Consider the following 17,535-nt stretch of genomic DNA (forward strand, 5'->3'; position numbering starts at 1 on the left):
CGCTCCCTCGTTCGACGTACGGCTTGACGCGGCGGCCGTCCGGTCTATTCCTCGTGCTCGTTGAAGACCCGCTGCCGTGCCGACAGCAGCTCGATCTCCGGGTGGTAGGCGACCACGCGCTCGCACGCGTCGAGCACCTCGTCGCAGTTGGCGGCGGACGCGGAGACGACGGCCACGCCGATCTCCGCTCGCCGGTGGAGGTCCAGGTGGCCGGTCTCGGCGACGGCCACGGCGGGGAACCGCCGCGTTATCTCCGCGATGAGCGGCCGGACCACGGAGCGCTTCTCCTTCAGCGAGTGCACGTCGCCGAGAAGGATGTCCAATGTAAGAGCACCGACATACATGGGTACGTCGCCACGGGCAGGACGGTTCGGCCGCCGCCCCGGAGGGCGGCGGCCGAAGTCGTCACACGCGCGGCTTCTCCCGCATCTCGAACGTCTCGAAGACGTCGTCGATCTTGATGTCGTTGTATCCGAGACCGATACCGCACTCGAAGCCCTCGCGGACCTCGGTCGCGTCGTCCTTGAACCGCCGCAGCGAGATGACGGTCAGGTTGTCGGCCACGACGACACCGTCGCGGATGATGCGGGCCTTGCTGTTGCGGGTGATCGTGCCCGAGCGGACCAGCGCACCGGCAACGTTGCCGATCTTCGGCACCTTGAAGACCTCGCGGACTTCGGCGGTACCGGTCTGGACCTCTTCGAACTCCGGCTTCAGCATGCCCTTCAGGGCCGCCTCGATCTCCTCGATCGCCTGGTAGATGACCGAGTAGTACCGGATGTCGACGCCCTCGCGCTCGGCCAGGTCGCGCGCCCGGACCTCGGGGCGGACGTTGAAACCGATGATGACGGCGTTGTCGTCGGCGATCGCGAGGTTGACGTCGTACTCCGTGATCGCACCGACGGCGCGGTGCAGGACGCGGAGGTTGACCTCTTCACCCACGTCGATCTTGAGCAGCGCGTCCTCAAGGGCTTCCACCGAACCGGAGACGTCACCCTTGATGATGAGCTTGAGCTCGTCGACCTGACCCTTCTCGAGGTCCTTGAACAGTTCCTCGAGAGTGCGCCGGCGGCCGGACTTGGCCATGTCGGCGATGCGCTGACGGGCCGCTCGCTGCTGGGCGATCTGCCGCGCCATCCGGTCGTCGCTGACGACGATGAAGTTGTCGCCGGCGCGAGGGACGGCGGTCAGACCGAGCACCAGGACCGGACGCGACGGGTCGGCCTCTTCGACCGGGTCCCCGTTGTCGTCCAGCATCGCCCGGACGCGGCCGAAGGCCTCGCCACAGACGATCGAGTCGCCGACCCGCAGGGTGCCGCGCTGCACGAGCACGGTCGCCACGGGACCGCGGCCCCGGTCGAGGTTCGCCTCGATGGCCAGGCCCTGGGCGTCCATGTGCGGGTTGGCCCGCAGGTCGAGCTCGGCGTCCGCGGTCAGCACGATGGCCTCGAGCAGGTTGTCGATGCCGGTGCCGTTCTTCGCGGAGATGTCCACGAACAGGGTGGAACCGCCGAACTCCTCGGCCACCAGGCCGTACTCGGTCAGCTGGGCCCGGACCTTGGTCGGGTCCGCACCCTCCTTGTCGATCTTGTTGACCGCCACCACGATCGGCACGTTCGCCGCCTGGGCGTGGTTGAGCGCCTCGATGGTCTGCGGCTTCACACCGTCGTCCGCCGCGACCACCAGCACCGCGATGTCGGTGGCCTGCGCGCCACGGGCACGCATGGCGGTGAACGCCTCGTGACCCGGGGTGTCGATGAAGGTGATCTTCCGCTCTTCACCCTCGTGCACGGCCGCCACCTGGTAGGCACCGATGTGCTGGGTGATTCCACCGGCCTCGCGGGCGACGATGTTGGTGTTCCGGATCGCGTCAAGGAGCTTCGTCTTACCGTGGTCGACGTGACCCATGACGGTCACGACCGGCGGGCGCGGGGCCAGGTCGGCCTCGTCACCCTCGTCCTCGCCGAACTCGATCTTGAAGGACTCGAGGAGCTCTCGGTCCTCCTCCTCCGGGCTGACGACCTGGACGACGTAGTCGAGCTCGGCGCCGAGCAGCTGCAGCGTCTCCTCGTTGACCGACTGGGTCGCGGTCACCATCTCGCCGAGGTGCAGCATGATCTGCACCAGCGAGGCCGGGTTCGCGCCGATCCTGTCGGCGAAGTCGGCGAGGGACGCGCCACGCGGGAGACGGATCGTCTGACCGCCGCCGCGCGGAGCCTGCACGCCTCCGATCGCGGGGGCCTGCATGTTGTCGAACTCTTGACGCCTCTGACGCTTCGACTTGCGGCCACGGGTCGGCCGGCCGCCCGGCCGCCCGAAGGCGCCCGCCGTGCCGCCGCCACGTCCACGGCCGCCGCCACCGCCGCCACCACCGGGACGACCGGCGAAACCGCCGCCGCCACCACCGGGGCCACCGGCGCCACCACCGGGACGGGGACCTCCCGCGGTACCCGTACGGGGACCGCCGAACCCGCCACCCGGACGGCCACCGCCGCCAGGGCCGGGACGACCGCCGCCACCACCGGGACCACCGGGACGGCCACCGCCGCCAGGGCCGGGACGACCGCCGCCGCCGCCACCGGGACCGGCGGGACGGCCCTGGGGCATCATCGTCGGGTTGGGACGCGGACCACCGGGACGCGGACCACCGGCGCCGGGGCCGGGGCGAGGACCGCCCGCTCCGGGGCCGGGACGAGGACCGCCGGGACCCGGACGGGGACCGCCCGCACCCGGAGCGCCGGTGCGCGCGCCCGGAGGACGCGGCATGGCGCCGTCACGTCCGCCGTCGCGGCGCGGCTCGCGAGGGCCACGGTCACCACGGTCACCACGATCGGGACGGTCGCCGCGGTCGGGGCGGTCACCACGATCGGGACGGTCGGGTCCGCCGCCCGGACGCGCCGGGCGCTGTCCCATGCCGCTGGCGGTCGAGGAGAACGGGTTGTTACCCGGACGCGGGCCCCGCGGGCCGGGCTTGGGTGCACCTGGCCGCGAGCCGCCTGCCGCCGGGGCGCCGGGTCCGGAGGGAGCGCCCGCGGAGGGGCGCGGAGCCGGAGCCGGAGCGGGCCGCGGGCCAGGCTTGGGCGCACCGGGGCCCGGCCGAGGGCCGGACGCCGCGGGACGCGGAGCCTGCGGAGCCTGTGCAGCGGGACGCGCGACCTCGGGCCGCGCCGCCTCAGGCTGAGGAACCGGCGGAGCCGGGTGGGGCATGGGAACCGGACGGGGGGCAGGCCGCGGACCCGGACGGGGTCCCGGCTTGGCCACGCCGTCGGAAGAGGGGGAAACCGGCGCCGGAGCGGCGCCACCACCGGCCAGGCCTTCTGCCGGCCTCGGCGCAGGCCTCGGCTGCGCCGGACGTGGGGACGGCTTTCCGCCGCCCCGGGAGGCGTCGCCCTTGCCGAACGCCTCAGTAAGCTTGCGGACGACCGGCGCCTCTATCGTTGAAGACGCCGACCTCACGAACTCGCCCATCTCGGTGAGCTTGGCCATCACGACCTTGCTCTCAACTCCGAACTCCTTGGCGAGCTCGTACACCCGGACCTTCGCCACTGCACTCCCTAACTCGGCCCGGGAGGCTCGCAGTGCCGCCGGACCGTCGCTACCTGGACATACTCATCGCCGCGTGCTCATCAGGCGCTCATAGCAATCTGACTCCGCCCATCAACTCGGCGTCCCTTACATGACAGTTCTTCGTGCCTCGACCCCAGGCCGAATACAGGGGCCAGCGGTAACCATTCACCCGGCGCTTACCCGGAGTCAAGCCCCTCAAGGTGAGCTCGCAGATATGCCGCGTCAAGCGCTCCCTGCGCGCGGAACGCGCGAGAGAACGCCCGGCGACGTTCGGCAAGCTCCAGACAGCCCAAAGCGGGGTGCAGTGAAGCACCGCGCCCTGGGAGCCGTCCTCGTAGGTCGGGGACGATCACGCCCTCGATCACTACCAGGCGAAGCAACTCGGACTTTACCGTGCGAACCCGGCAGCCCACACACGTTCGTAGCGGGGCAGCTAGGTCACCGGAATCAAGCTTACCTTGCCGACGCATCAGCGGGATCGGCCGGTACCTCCTGAGCGTCCGACCGAATGTCGATGCGCCATCCGGTCAGGCGCGCGGCAAGGCGGGCGTTCTGCCCTTCCTTTCCGATCGCCAGCGACAGCTGGTAATCGGGTACCGTCACCCGCGCCACCCGGCCGTCGAGATCGAGAACCTCAACCCGGGAAACACGCGCCGGAGACAGGGCATTCCCCACGAACTCCGCCGGATCGTCCGACCAGTCGATGATGTCGATCTTCTCACCGTGCAGCTCGGTCATGACGTTCCGTACGCGGGACCCCATCGGCCCGATGCAGGCGCCCTTGGCGTTGACGCCGGGCTTCCTGGACCTCACAGCGATCTTCGTACGGTGGCCCGCCTCACGCGCGATGGCCGCGATCTCCACGGTGCCGTCGGCGATCTCCGGGACCTCCAGCGCGAACAACTTCTTCACCAGGTTCGGGTGGGTGCGCGACAGCGTCACGGAGGGACCCTTGGGCCCCTTCTTCACCTGCACGACATAGCAGCGCAGGCGCTCGCCGTGCACGTACTCCTCGCCGGGAACCTGCTCGTTGTGCGGCAGGATCGCCTCGATCTTGCCGAGGTCGACCAGCACGACCCGCGGGTCCTTGCCCTGCTGGATGATGCCTGCGACCAGTTCGCCCTCACGGCTGGCGAACTCGCCGAAGTTGATCTCGTCCTCCGCGTCGCGAAGCTGCTGGAGGATGACCTGCTTGGCCGTCGTGGCCGCGATCCGGCTGAAGTTGCCAGGGGTGTCGTCGTACTCCCTGACGACCTCGCCGCTCTCGCCGAGTTCCGCCGCCCAGATGCTCACATGCCCAGAAACCCGGTCGAGCTCGGCGCGTGCCTTCTGCGCCGCGCCCTCCGTGCGGAAGTAAGCGATCAGCAATGCGTCCTCGATCGCCTTGACGACCAGGTCGAAGGAGATGTCCTTTTCCCGCTCCAGGCTGCGCAGGACGCTCATGTCAATGTCCACAAGGCTCCCCCTAGCCCTCGTCGTCTACATCGTCTGTGTCGCCGTCGCCGAACTCGTCGCCGGCGTCCGGCCGGTTGAACTCGATCTGGACCCTGCCCCGGACCAGCTCGTCGAATCCGAGGCGGCGCGTGCCGTCGAGCACGACGCCGGAGTCGTCGACGTCACCGATCCGGCCCTCGGCCGAGGTTCCGTCCTTCAGGTCCGCCTTGACCAGACGGCCCGTGGCGCGGCGCCAGTGGCGGGGCTCGGTGAGCGGCCGGTCGACTCCCGGGGAGGTGACCTCCAGCACGTACGGCCCCGCGCCGAGGGTGTCGGCGGCGTCGAGCTCCTTGGAGATCGACAGGCTGACCTCCGCCACATCGTCGAGGCTCACCCCGCCGTCCCGGTCGACGATCACCCGGACCAGACTCCTTTTGCCGGCAGGCGTGACCGTCACGTCTTCGAGATCGAATCCGTCGGCGGCGACCACCGGGGCCAGCAGCTCCACCAGTTGGTCGCGCCGAGCGCCGTTGCCCATTCCGACCTCCAGTTTGCGCGTGTGACTCGCCGATGTGCCAACAGCCTATCGGGGCCGCGGGACGAAAAGAGCGCCACACCCGGCGGCGACCGACACGAGAACGACCATCCGTACGAAGCGGTGACTACTGGGCGTTGAGCCGTACGATCTATGACGTGGAGCACACGAGCGGGAGACCCGTGACGCGGCGCGCTCTGCTGGGGACGGCCATGGCCGGGCTGATCGTGTCGGGCTGCACGTCCCGCTCGGAGGAGCCCGCCGCCCCCCGGCCCAAGGATCCCCAGGTCGTGCTGCTGACGTCCCTGATCGAGGCGAAGGAGCAGATGATCGCGCTCTACGACAGGGGGGCGCTCGCCGGGGCGGATCTCGCCACCGCGCTCGGTCCTTTCAAGCAGCGCCACGCCGCCCACCTCGCGGCCTTCAAGAAGCTGATGCCTCCCGGCGAGAGCTCGTCGCCGTCACCCTCGCCGACGGCCTCGGCGGCGGCCTCCCCCGTCTCGCTCGCGAAGCTGCGCGACGCTGAACGCCGGGCGGCGGCCGGGCGGGCCAAGCAGATGGCCCACGCCTCCCCCGCGCTCGCCCAGCTGCTCGCCAGCGTCGGAGCGTGCGAGGCCGTACACGCGATGGCTCTGGGGGTTCTGCGTGGCTGACCCCCTCGCCAAGGCGCTGGCCGCCGAGCACGCCGCGGTGTACGCCTACGGCGTGATCGGCGCGAAGACGACGGGCAAGCTGCGCGTCAAGGCCACGACGTCGTTCGACGCGCATCGGGCCAGGCGCGACCAGCTGCGCGCACTGATCGTCCAGCAGGGCGGCAGGCCGGCCGAGCCTGCCCCGACCTATCAGCTGCCGTTCGTGGTGGCGACCCCCTCCGACGCCGTCCGCCTCGCCGTACTCGTCGAGCAGCGGCTCGTCACCGCCTATCTCGAGCTGGCGGCCGACGAGGACGCCTCCGTCCGCCGCGTCGCCGCATTGGCCGCCCAGGAGTGCGCCACCCGCGGGTACGGCTGGCGGCCCGAGGCAGTGGCCTTCCCCGGCATGCCCGGACAGACGGCCGCGTCCGCGCCCACAGACGCGGGCGCGGACGCGAGTGAGGACGCTGACGCCGGGGACGGCGTCGCGGAGACCACGGGAGTCACCGAGACGCCGGTTCCCCTGGAGGGAGCGTCCGCCGGGGCCGAGTGACGGTAGGGCTGAGTGACGGTGGGGCCAGCTCAGGCCTGGGCCGCCGCGAGCACGCGGTCGACGGCCTCCGCCAGCGGGATCTCCTCCTTGGTCCCGGTCGCGCGGTCGCGCAGCTCCACGACGCCCTGGGCGAGCCCGCGCCCGACGATCAGGACGGTGGGCAGGCCGAGCAGTTCGGCGTCCTTGAATTTCACGCCGGGCGACACGCCGGGCCGGTCGTCGACCAGGACGCGCAGGCCGCGCGCCTCCAGGGTCTCGGCGATCTGGGTGGCCACCTCGATCTGGTTCTCCTTGCCGGTGCCGACGATGTGCACGTCGGCGGGCGCAACCTCGCGCGGCCACCTCAGGCCGAGCTCGTCGTGCTGCTGCTCGGCCAGCACGGCCACGGCGCGAGAGACGCCGACGCCGTAGGAGCCCATCGTGATGCGGATCGGCTTGCCGTCGGGCCCGAGCGCGTCGAGCCCCGCGGCGTCGGCGTACTTGCGGCCGAGCTGGAAGATGTGGCCGATCTCGATGCCGCGGTCGATGGACAGGGGGTGGCCGCAGCGCGGGCAGGCGTCTCCGGCGCGCACCTCGGCCGCCTCGATCGTGCCGTCGGGCTCGAAGTCGCGGCCGGCGACGACGTGGGCGGCGTGCTTGCCGGGCTCGTTGGCCCCGGTGACCCAGGCCGAGCCGGTGACCACGCGGGGGTCGACGAGATACCTGATGCCGAGCGACTTGAGCACCTGCGGGCCGATGTAGCCGCGGACCAGACCCGGGTGGCGGACGAAGTCCTCCGCCTCGAAGATCTCCGGGACGCCGGGGTCGAGGGCGGCCTCCAGCCGCTTGAAGTCGATCTCGCGGTCGCCGGGAACGCCGATGATCAGCGTCTCGACCTCGTCGGAGCCGGGCGTGCGGACCTTGACCACGAGGTTCTTCAGCGTGTCCGCGGCGGTGATCCCCAGGCCGAATTGCTCGTTGACATGGCTGACCAGCGTCTCGATCGTCGGCGTGTTCGGCGTGTCGAGCACCTGGAGCGCGGGCTGCGAGGTCGTCACGGCGGGCGGAACGGGCGTGATGACGGCCTCGGCGTTGGCCGCGTAGTCGCAGTTGCGGCAGGCCACGAAGGTGTCCTCACCGGTTTCCGCGGGGGCGAGGAACTCCTCGGAGGCCGATCCGCCCATGGCGCCGGACATCGCGAAGCAGATGCGGTAGTCGATGCCGAGCCGGTCGAAGATCCGGATGTAGGCGTCCCTGTGCAGTTCGTAGGAGCGCTTGAGCCCGTCGTCGTCGAGGTCGAAGGAGTAGGAGTCCTTCATGACGAACTCCCGGCCCCGCAGGATGCCCGCGCGGGGACGCGCCTCGTCGCGGTATTTCGTCTGGATTTGGTACAGCGTCACCGGATAGTCCTTGTAGGAGGAGTACTCCCCCTTGACCATGTCGGTGAACATCTCCTCGTGGGTGGGTCCGAGGAGGTAGTCGGCGCCCTTGCGGTCCTTGAGGCGGAACAGCGTGTCGCCGTACTCGGTCCACCTGCCGGTCGCCTCGTAGTAGTCGCGGGGCAGCAGCGCCGGGAAGAGCACCTCCTGGGCGCCGATCCGGTCCATCTCCTCCCGGACGACCCGGGCGACGTTCTCCAGGACGATCTTGCCGAGGGGCAGCCAGGAGTAGATGCCGGGGGCGACCCTGCGGACGTATCCGGCGCGGACGAGCAGCTTGTGGCTCGGCACTTCCGCGTCCGCCGGATCCTCACGCAGGGTGCGCAGGAACAGGGTCGACATACGCAGCAGCACGGCTACTCCTTGCTCGTGGGAGCTCTCGCGCGGCGCCTGCCGCGGATCGGCCGGCGCGTGAGAGACGACGTGAACCAAGGTTATCCAGTCCGGACCGCGTAGCGCCCCTCGGTTATGTCGCCACTCCGGGCGAAGAGCCCGGAGCCGCTCCTCTCACCCTCCCAGAAGCTCTTCCCAGTGCTGCCGGGAGCTGCTGTGCTGGCGCGGCCTGACCCTCCGTACGGCGCCGGCCGCTCCGTCGAGGGTCGCCGACATCCGCCACAACCCGGGACGGGAGCGCAGGCGGGCCATGCCGATCGGGTCGATGGCCCGCAGCACGAAGCTCACCCCCATGACGTCGAGCGAGGCGGTGGAGGCCGAGACGATTCCGGCCGGACCGGCCAGAGGCCCGGCGAGCCCCGGCTCGCGTACCCTCTCGATCACCAGAGCGGCGACCTCCGAGGCGTGCGGCCCGTCGCGCCACTCGATGTGCCAGGAGTGGTCGCTCCCCCGCCACCAGGCGAGGTCGCGGCAGGCCTCCAGCATCTCGGCCTCGCCCGATAACGCGGCCATCACCCGGCCGAGCGCCTCGTAGCGCCGGGCGTTCGGCGTCCTGATGTCGTCGCGATCGAGGTCCGGCGGCGTCTGGGTCTCGTCCCGCCCCCCGCGGTATCCCGTCATGCTTGGGAGGGTCCCATCAATCGGCCGCGCCGTCCCGGAGTTGCCGTCTTTTGGCCTCCGGCAGTGGGACTCGTGGCGCCGGCGGCTCATGTACGGCGGCGTCCTCAGCCGCCGCCCTCCAGGCTCAGGCGGTCGAGTGCGTTTTCGGACGCGGCCGGGGTTCCGGCGGTGAGGTGGTGGCGCAGGCGTTCGCCTTCGACGTCGAGGTTGGGCAGCGCCCGGTCCAGAGGGCGGGGCAGCCACCAGGCGGCGTGGCCGAACATGGATATCACCGCGGGGACAAGGGCCATACGGACCACGAAGGCGTCGACGAGTACGCCGATGGCCAGCGCGAAGCCCATGGACTTGATGACCGGGTCGTCTATGAATACGAACCCGCCGAAAACGGCCGTCATGATCAGTGCGGCGGCGGTGACGACGCGAGCGTTGTGCCCCATGCCGTTGATCGCGGCCTGACGGGGGGTGTCGCCGTGCACGTAGTCTTCGCGCATACGTGAGACCAGGAAGACCTGGTAGTCCATGGCCAGCCCGAACAGGATGCCGACCAGCAGGATCGGCAGGAAGCTGACCAGCGGCCCCGGTACGTCGACGCCGAACAGGTTCGCCAGATGCCCCTGCTGGAAGATGGCCACCGTGATGCCGAAGGTCGAGCCGACGGTGAGCAGGAACCCCACGGCCGCCTTGACCGGTACCAGGATCGAACGGAAGACCAGCATCAGCAGCAGCACCGACAGGCCCACGACCAGCAGCAGGTAGATCGGCATGGCATCGGCGAGCTTTTCGGAGATGTCGATGCCCACCGCGGTCGCGCCGGTCAGGGCGATCTCCGCGGTCTTGATGGCGGCGACCTTGGTGCGGATGGCGTTGACGGTGTCCTCGGTGGCCGCGTCGGTCGGCCCGGCCTTCGGGATGATGGTCAGCAACGCCGTGGTGCGTGCGGCGTTGGTCTGCGGCGGAGCCACTGCCAGTACGCCGTCGGTCCGCTGGATCAGCTGGGCGGCCTGCTCGGCGGCGGCGGTCGTGGCCTGAGGGTCGGCAGCGGAGACGACGGCGATCAGCCGGGCGTTGAAGCCCTCGCCGAATCCTTCGCTGGTCAGGTCGTAGGCCTGGCGGGCCGGTGAGCCGGGTGCGGCGGTGCTCGCGTCCGGCAAGGCCAGCCGCAGATCCTGCGCGGGGAGCGCCAGCGCGCCCAACCCCAGGATCCCGGCGAGCAGGATCGGGACGCGCAGCCGGGTGACGATCCGCCCCCAGGCGTACCCGAAGCCGTCGCCGCCGGCGCTCGTGCTCTGGCCGGTGCGCTGCTTGCGCGGCAGCGCGAGAGCGCCGGCGTAGGACAGGAAGGCGGGCAGCAGCGTGAGAGCGACGGCCACGGCCACGGCCACGGTGCCGGCGGCGGCCAGGCCCATGACGCTCAGGAAGGGGATGCCGACCACCGACAGGCCGGCGAGCGCGATCACCACGGTGGCACCGGCGAACACGACCGCGGATCCGGCGGTGCCGGCCGCCCGGCCGGCGGCCTCTTCGCGATCCATGCCCTCGGCCAGGAACTGGCGGTAGCGGGAGGTGATGAACAACGAGTAGTCGATGCCGACGGCCATGCCCAGCATCAGCGCGAGCACCGGTGTGACGGAGGTCAGCTCGATGACACCGCTGAGCGCGTACAGACCGGCCATGCCGGTCGCGACGCCGATGAGCGCGTTGAGCAGGGTCATGCCGGCGGCAACCAGCGAGCCGAAGGTGATGATCAGCACGACCGCGGCGATCAGGACGCCGATCCCTTCTGAGCCTCCCACCTCGGGCGTGCTGGTCATGACCTCGCCGCCGTGCTCCACCCGCAGTCCCGCCACGGAGGAGCCTGCCTTCAGGTACGCCTCACGCTGCGCGGCGGTGATGTCCTGGGCGTCCCGGTCGAACTGGACCTGGACCAGGGCGTAGCGGCCGTCCGCGGAGACCGCGCCGGATCGGAACGGGTCCAGGGCCGCGACGACGCCGGGTACGGCGGCAGCCTCCTTGACCACGGCCGCCACCGCGGCGGCGTCCAGCGTCCGCCCCTGCGCAGCGGCGATGACGATGGTGCCGGTGGCACCGCTGGCCTGGGGAAACTCTCTAGCCAGCGCGTCCAGTGCCCGCTGGGACTCGGTGCCGGGCATCGTGAACTTGTCGCTGGACGAACCGTGGAAGACCGCGGCGGCCAGGCCCAGGAGCACGAGCAGCAGCAGCCACACGGCGGCCACGCGCCCTCGTCTGCGGAAGGAGAACCGGCCCAGCCGGTACAGCAAGGTTGCCATGAGCGGGGGGTTTCTTTCTCGGAAGATCGAAAGGATCAGTCGGTTTGGCGGCCCAGCGTGCGCAGTGCGCCGCGGGTCAGCTCCGCGCGTAACTCCGGGTCGGGGAGCGCGTGTTCGCCGGCGCTCGTCAGGAAGATCCCCACCATCGCCATCCACGCCCAGACGCGGGCCTGCGGGGCGGGCGATCGGCCGGTCAGCGCGTCGACCAGCCGTTCGGTGAGGGCGTCCACGTCCGGCAGTTCCGGACGGTTGATGAGCGAGTCGACGTCCTGCAGGAGGATCTTGACCTGCCGCCGAAAGTGCAGGGACAAATCCACGAGCCCGGCGACGGCCGCCCGCGCGGCGTCCTCGCCGTCCAGCGCGGCGAGTCTCCCCTCAAGCTCGGCCATCTCTCGCCCGACGGGAGACAGCAGCTCAGTCAAGATCGCATCCTTGTTGGTGAAGTGATACAGCAAGGACGCCTTGGAGCAGCCCGCATCCGACGCGATGTCCTGCAAGGACGTGCCGCGAAAGCCGTGCGCGGCGAACAGCCGCACGGCTGACTCCAGGATTTCCGCGTGCATGGTGGTCGCGGAGCGCGTCATGGCACAACCCTAGCTGACCGATCGGCCAGTTCTGACCGATCGGCCAGAACGCTCCATCCGAATCCGGCGTTACTTCCCAAATAGGACACGGCCTAATTGGACCGGCCCATATCGACGACGGTTCACGTCGAACATTCGGCGAAATCATTCGCGATCATCGACGATTTCATCTCATTGCGCCCGGCGCTGCGAGGGCGTGATACTCGGCAGGTGCATCTCACCATTCAGATCGCGGCCGAAGAATCGCCCGGGCTCGAACTGGATTCCCTCAAACAGGACCTCCTCGCGGCCGACGAACTGAGAAGCGCCGCCATCGAGAGCCGGACCGGCCTGCCGACAGGAGGCATGGGGCCGATCCTCGAAACCCTGCTCATCTCCTTCGCCTCCGGCGGCGTCGGAGTGGCCCTCGTCGAAGGCGTCTTCGGGTGGTTACGCAGCAGGCCTGCCGGCATCACCGTCAAATTCAGCAACGGTGACCGGAGTGTGGAAGTGGACGACAGGACCGCCAGGGACCCGGCCGCCGTCATCGCGTTGCTCCAGGCCCTCGACGTCATCGAGAGCGGACCGCGAGGGAAATGATCCACCACCCCGACCCGGACGGGTCCCGAGCGGTGCTCATCGGGGTCGCGAACTACGCCGACCCTGAGGAGTGGCCCGACCTGCCCGCGGTGCTCGCCAACCTCGCCGACCTGCGGCGGGCGCTCACCGATCCTGATCTGTGGGGCCTGCCGGCGGGGAACTGCGTCGACCTGGTCGATCCGCGCGACGCCGGAGACGTCCTCGACGCGATCGCCGACGCCACCCGGCGGGCGAGCGACACGGTGCTCGTCTATTACGCGGGCCACGGCGCGCGCACCCATTCCGACTTTCGCCTGACCCTCTCGACGACGACCAGCGACAAGCCTTATCGCAGCGTCCAGTATTCCGACGTGAGCCATTTGATCCGGCAGCGCAGATGCAGCAACGCGGTGGTGATCCTCGATTGTTGTTACAGCGGCATGGCCCACGGGATGTCGGATCTCAACTCGTTCATCGACACCCAGATCAGCAGCACCAACGCCTACACGATGACCTCGTCGGCGAGGAACGCGTTATCCCTCGCTCTTCCCGGCGAGCGGAACACCGTTTTCACCGGGCAACTCCTCAGCACCTTGCGGGGCGGGATCTCGTCGGAGCAGGAATACCTCTCCCTCGCCGACGTGACCCAGGCCGTCCGGCTGAATCTCGTCAGGCGCGGGATGCCCGAGCCGCGGTCGAGCCAGACCGACAACGGGGACCGCATCGGACTGGTGCGCAACAGGCTCTGGACCGGACGGCCGGCCCGCCCCTCGGCCGCGCCGGCGCAGGTCGCCGGATCACGGACCCGCGAGCACGCGCCGCCTCCTCCTCCCAGGAAGACCGGGCGGGCGGTGGGCATCGACCTGGGGACGACCAACTCCGTCGTGTCGATCCTCGAGGACGGCGAACCGACCGTGATCGCCAATGCGCAGGGTTCGCGGACCACGCCGTCCGTGGTCGCCTTCGCCAAGAACGGCGAGGTACTCGTCGGTGAGGTCGCCAAGCGTCAGGCGGTGACCAACGTCGACCGGACCGTCCGTTCGGTCAAGCGCGAGATGGGCACCGACTGGACCGTCGAGATCGACGGCAAGAAGTTCACCCCGCAGCAGATCAGCGCGTTCATCTTGCAGAAGCTCAAGCAGGACGCCGAGGCCTACCTCGGCGAGGAGATCACCGACGCGGTGATCACCGTCCCCGCCTACTTCGACGATGCCCAGCGCCAGGCGACCAAGGAGGCCGGCCGGATCGCCGGACTCAACGTGCTGCGCATCATCAACGAGCCCACCTCCGCGGCTCTGGCCTACGGCCTCGGCGACGACGAGGAGCAGACGGTCCTCGTCTTCGACCTCGGCGGCGGCACCTTCGACGTGTCCCTGCTCGAAATGGGCGACGGCGTGGTGGAGGTCAAGGCGACCAGCGGCGACAACAATCTGGGCGGCGACGACTGGGACCAGCGCCTCGTCGGCGAGCTCGTGGCGCGGTTCACGGCCGCACACGGCGTCGACCTGTCGAAGGACAAGATGGCCCTGCAGCGCCTGCGTGAGGCCGCGGAACTCGCCAAGATCGCACTGTCGGAAAGCTCCCGGACGACGGTCAGCCTGCCGTACGTGACGGCCGCGCGCGGCGGACCGCTGCATCTCGAGGAGACCGTGACCCGGGCACAGTTCGAGCGGATCACCACCGATCTGCTCGAGCGCTGCCGGGGGCCGTTCCGCCAGGTCATAGCGGACGCGGGGATCAAGGTCTCCGACATCGACCATGTGGTGCTGGTCGGCGGCTCCACCCGCATGCCGGCCGTGTCCGACCTGGTCAGGGAGCTGACCGGCGGCAAGAAGGCGAACCGGGGGGTCAACCCCGACGAGGTCGTGGCGGTCGGAGCCGCCCTCCAGGCCGGCGTGCTCACGGGCGACGTCACGGACGTCCTGCTGCTCGACGTCATCCCGGTGAGCCTCGGGCTGGAGACCAAGGGCGGGGTGTTCACCAAGATCATCGAGCGGAACACCACCATCCCGCACAGGAGGTCGGAGATCTTCACCACGGCCGAGGACAACCAGGCGTCGATCCTGGTCTCGGTCTTCCAGGGAGAGCGCGAGATCGCGGCCTACAACAAGAAGCTGGCGACCTTCGAGCTGACCGGCATCCCGCCGGCGCCGCAGGGCGTGCCGCAGATCGAGGTCACCTTCGACATCGACCCCAACGGGGTACTCGGCGTCTTCGCCAAGGATCTGGGCACAGGGAGGGAGCAGTCGCTAATCGTCACCGACATGCGGGCGACATGACGGGTTCTGGCCCCTCAGGGATCCATGAACAAGAATCACGGATAGGAACGCCTGTCCGCGGAGGCGAGATGACATTGCGTGTGGCGGTCGTCGGGTCCGGCCCTGCCGGGATCTACACGGCCGAGGCGCTGACCAAGCAGGCCCAGGGGCCGTTGCAGATCGACGTCCTGGAACGGCTGCCCACGCCGTACGGGCTGGTGCGGTACGGCGTGGCCCCGGACCACACCTCGATCAAGTCGATCGCCGGATACCTGCGCCGCGTGCTGGAGTCGCCGGGAGTGCGCTTCCTCGGCGGCGTCGAGTTCGGCGTGGACCTGTCGGTGGACGATCTGCTGGCCTGCTATGACGCGGTCGTGTACTGCACCGGCGCCATGGTCGACCGGCACCTGGGCATCCCCGGGGAGGACCTGCCCGGCAGCATGGCCGCGACCGACTTCGTCAACTGGTACTGCGGCCACCCCGACGTTCCGCCGGACACGTTCTCCCTCGACGCCGAGGACGTCGTGGTGATCGGGGTCGGCAACGTCGCGGTCGACGTGGTGCGGGTGCTCGCCAAGGGCGCGGAGGAGTTGCGCGACACCGACGTCCCCGAGGAGGTGCTGCGGCGGCTGGAGACCTCACGGGTCCGGCGGATCCACATGGTCGGCAGGCGCGGCCCCGAGCACGCCAAGTTCACCCTCAAGGAGCTGCGCGAGCTGGGCGAGCTGCTCAACGCCGACATCCTCACCTTCCCCCACGAGGTCGAGGTGGGCGATCTCACGACGTTGTCCCGCCAGGTCAGGGGCAACGTCGACGTCCTGCGGTCGTGGTCGGCGCGGGTTCCCTCGGACCGGCCGCGGCGGCTGGAGGTGCGTTTCTGGCTGCGCCCTGTGGAGATCCTCGGCGGCTCGCGGGTCGAGGGCATCCGGCTGGAGCGCACGCGGCTCGACGACGGCCGAGTTGTGGGCACCGGGGAGTTCGAGACCATCCCCGCCGACATGGTGTTGCGTTCGGTGGGCTACCAGAGCGTCGCCCTTGCCGGCGTGCCGTTCGACGCCGCCACCATGACCGTCCCCAACGTGGCGGGCAAGGTGGCCGACCGACAGTACGTCGCGGGCTGGCTCAAGCGGGGGCCGACGGGCGTCATCGGCACCAACAAGTCCGACGCGGCCGAGACGGTGCGCACGCTGCTGGCCGACACCGCACCGGGGGTCGCGCAGGCGTCGCTGGACGAGTTGCTGAGCGCGCGCGGTGTGACCCCGCTGACCTACCAGGACTGGCTGGCGATCGAGACGGCCGAAGCCAAGCTGGCCACCTCCCTGCGGCGCGGCGAGCGGGTCAAGCTGGTGGGCCGCGAGGCGATGCTCGCCGCATGCGGCAGGGTCACCCAGCCCGCTCCCGACGTGGCCTCCTGACGCCCGGGCCCCGTAGGGCTCCCGCCACCCTGGCGGTGCCGCACGGTACGGGGCCTCTGCGAAGATCTGGGGCATGGAGACCACGCTGGCGGGTTTGCGGACCACGGACGGCACAGGCGGCCCCGGGCTCTTCGCGGGGTTCGACGAGACCCATCGCGAGCAGCTGGCGCGGTATCCCACGCGCGAGATCGCATGGCAGCCGCTGCACACGGTTTACGTCCCGGCCGACAAGGTGACGGCGGGGACCGTCGCCGAGTGGCGGCACGCGGCCGTCGACCTGCTCCACAAGCACGTGTTCGCCCCCGGCGAGCTCGCCTCGTTGTTCGATCTCGACCTCGACCTGGCGACGCCGGTGCACGACCGGCTCAGGAAGAAGCTCGCGAACGAGCCGATCGAGGACCTGCGGATCGACTTCGAGGACGGGTACGGCTTGCGCCCGTGGGACGAGGAGGACCACCACGTGGAGACGGCGGCGGCGGCCGTCGCGACCATGCACGAGGAGGGTTGCCTGCCCCGGCGATGGGGCCTGCGGATCAAGTCCTTCGCCGACGGCGACCCGAAGCGTTCGATCCGCACTCTGGACGGCTTCCTCACCCACGTGATCAGGGAAGTGGGCGAGTTGCCGCGCGGTTTCACGGTCACCTTCCCCAAGGTGCTCATGGAGGACTATCTCCGGCAGTTCGCGGCCTGTCTGGAGGCGCAGGAGGAGGCGCTGCGCCTGGCGCCCGGCAGGCTGCGGTTCGAGATGCAGGTGGAGGCGCCGCAGACGGTGGTGTTCCTCCAGCGGTCGGCGGATCTGGTCCCCTCGCTCGGCGGGCGTCTGGCGGCGGCGCATTTCGGCGTCTTCGACTACACCGCGGCTCTCGGCCTGCCGCCGCACGAGCAGCGGCTCGACCACCCCGCCTGCGACCACGCCCGCCACATCATGCAGACCACGCTGGCCGGCACGGGCGTCGAACTGTCGGACGGCTCACTCGCGGCGGCTCCCGCGTCCGACTCGGCGGAAGACGTCCGCGACCTGCTGCGCCGGCACGCCGCGCAGGTCCGCCATTCGCTCTCCCACGGCTACTACCAGGGCTGGGACATGCACCCGTCGCACCTGGTCAGCCGTTTCGCCACGGCCTACGCCTTCCATCTGAAGCACTACGAGGCCTACGCCGAGCGGATCCGCGCCTGGGAGGATCGGCTCGCGGCCGAGGGCGGGGTGCTGGACGAGCCTGCCACGATCAAGACGCTGATCGCTGCGCTGGCCCGGGCCGACCACGCCCTCTCGTGAGGA

Annotated in this window: 14 protein-coding genes and 2 pseudogenes; 7 read left to right on the forward strand and 9 right to left on the reverse strand. The window is 70.1% G+C overall.

Translation table 11 applies throughout. The features are described 5' to 3' along the window. Positions 1-44 precede the first annotated feature (44 nt). The 5 genes from Pth03_RS17470 to rimP all read right to left on the reverse strand — a co-directional run bounded on the left by Pth03_RS17470 (position 45) and on the right by rimP (position 5,539). Positions 45-344, reverse strand: coding sequence for a DUF503 domain-containing protein (locus tag Pth03_RS17470; RefSeq protein ID WP_203945350.1), 300 nt, complete (start codon positions 342-344; stop codon positions 45-47). Between the two features lie 61 nt (positions 345-405). Continuing rightward, on the reverse strand, positions 406-3,546 hold the full coding sequence (gene infB, locus Pth03_RS17475) for a translation initiation factor IF-2 (RefSeq protein WP_203945351.1): 3,141 nt from the start codon (positions 3,544-3,546) through the stop codon (positions 406-408). A 197-nt stretch (positions 3,547-3,743) separates the two neighbouring features. Continuing rightward, a complete protein-coding gene (locus tag Pth03_RS17480; RefSeq protein WP_203945352.1) occupies positions 3,744-4,037 on the reverse strand; it encodes a YlxR family protein in 294 nt (97 codons plus the stop codon). After that, positions 4,021-5,010 carry a transcription termination factor NusA gene (gene nusA / locus Pth03_RS17485; protein WP_203945353.1) on the reverse strand — a complete coding sequence of 330 codons (990 nt, stop codon included), beginning with the start codon at positions 5,008-5,010 and terminating at the stop codon, positions 4,021-4,023. Before nusA ends, Pth03_RS17480 begins: the two co-directional genes overlap by 17 nt. A 22-nt stretch (positions 5,011-5,032) precedes the next feature. Continuing rightward, entirely contained in the window at positions 5,033-5,539 is a 507-nt protein-coding gene (rimP, locus tag Pth03_RS17490) for a ribosome maturation factor RimP (protein WP_203945354.1), read from the reverse strand. 155 nt (positions 5,540-5,694) lie between these two features. Here rimP and Pth03_RS17495 point away from each other — a divergent pair, with 155 nt between their 5' ends. Together Pth03_RS17495 and Pth03_RS17500 are read left to right on the forward strand one after the other, a co-directional pair. Beyond that, entirely contained in the window at positions 5,695-6,189 is a 495-nt protein-coding gene (locus tag Pth03_RS17495) for a hypothetical protein (protein ID WP_203945355.1), read from the forward strand. Next, the gene (locus Pth03_RS17500; protein WP_203945356.1) at positions 6,182-6,721 is read left to right on the forward strand and encodes a ferritin-like domain-containing protein; all 540 of its coding nucleotides are present in this window, start codon (positions 6,182-6,184) and stop codon (positions 6,719-6,721) included. The genes Pth03_RS17495 and Pth03_RS17500 overlap by 8 nt, the downstream gene beginning before the upstream one ends. Positions 6,722-6,750: 29 nt before the next feature. On the opposite strand, the gene Pth03_RS17505 is transcribed toward Pth03_RS17500, so the two are convergent. From Pth03_RS17505 to Pth03_RS17520, 4 genes are all read right to left on the reverse strand, one after another. After that, positions 6,751-8,493: a proline--tRNA ligase gene (locus tag Pth03_RS17505; protein WP_203945357.1), complete on the reverse strand. Its 1,743-nt coding sequence runs from the start codon at positions 8,491-8,493 to the stop codon at positions 6,751-6,753. 153 nt (positions 8,494-8,646) lie between these two features. Beyond that, positions 8,647-9,153, reverse strand: a complete 507-nt coding sequence (locus Pth03_RS17510; protein WP_203945358.1) for a hypothetical protein — start codon at positions 9,151-9,153, stop codon at positions 8,647-8,649. A gap of 104 nt (positions 9,154-9,257) precedes the next feature. Next, positions 9,258-11,441 (reverse strand): MMPL family transporter, encoded by a 2,184-nt coding sequence (locus Pth03_RS17515; RefSeq protein WP_203945359.1) that lies wholly within the window; start codon positions 11,439-11,441, stop codon positions 9,258-9,260. A gap of 35 nt (positions 11,442-11,476) precedes the next feature. Then, a complete protein-coding gene (locus Pth03_RS17520) occupies positions 11,477-12,025 on the reverse strand; it encodes a TetR/AcrR family transcriptional regulator (RefSeq protein WP_203945360.1) in 549 nt (182 codons plus the stop codon). 210 nt (positions 12,026-12,235) lie between these two features. Here Pth03_RS17520 and Pth03_RS17525 point away from each other — a divergent pair, with 210 nt between their 5' ends. From Pth03_RS17525 to Pth03_RS17540, 5 genes and pseudogenes are all read left to right on the forward strand, one after another. After that, the gene (locus tag Pth03_RS17525) at positions 12,236-12,604 is read left to right on the forward strand and encodes an effector-associated constant component EACC1 (RefSeq protein ID WP_203945361.1); all 369 of its coding nucleotides are present in this window, start codon (positions 12,236-12,238) and stop codon (positions 12,602-12,604) included. After that, a pseudogene (locus tag Pth03_RS41535) lies at positions 12,601-13,272 on the forward strand (caspase family protein); the annotation flags it as partial. The gene Pth03_RS17525 and the pseudogene Pth03_RS41535, both read left to right, overlap by 4 nt. Before the next feature lie 162 nt (positions 13,273-13,434). Beyond that, positions 13,435-14,844, forward strand: a pseudogene (gene dnaK / locus Pth03_RS41540) (molecular chaperone DnaK); the annotation flags it as partial. A gap of 86 nt (positions 14,845-14,930) precedes the next feature. After that, a complete protein-coding gene (locus tag Pth03_RS17535; RefSeq protein WP_203945363.1) occupies positions 14,931-16,256 on the forward strand; it encodes an FAD-dependent oxidoreductase in 1,326 nt (441 codons plus the stop codon). Between the two features lie 73 nt (positions 16,257-16,329). Beyond that, complete coding sequence (locus Pth03_RS17540; RefSeq protein ID WP_203945364.1) at positions 16,330-17,532, forward strand: DUF6986 family protein; 1,203 nt, start codon at positions 16,330-16,332, stop codon at positions 17,530-17,532. The last annotated feature ends 3 nt before the right edge of the window (positions 17,533-17,535 follow it).

The organism is Planotetraspora thailandica (assembly GCF_016863335.1).
GTDB classification, from domain to species: Bacteria; Actinomycetota; Actinomycetes; order Streptosporangiales; family Streptosporangiaceae; genus Planotetraspora; species Planotetraspora thailandica.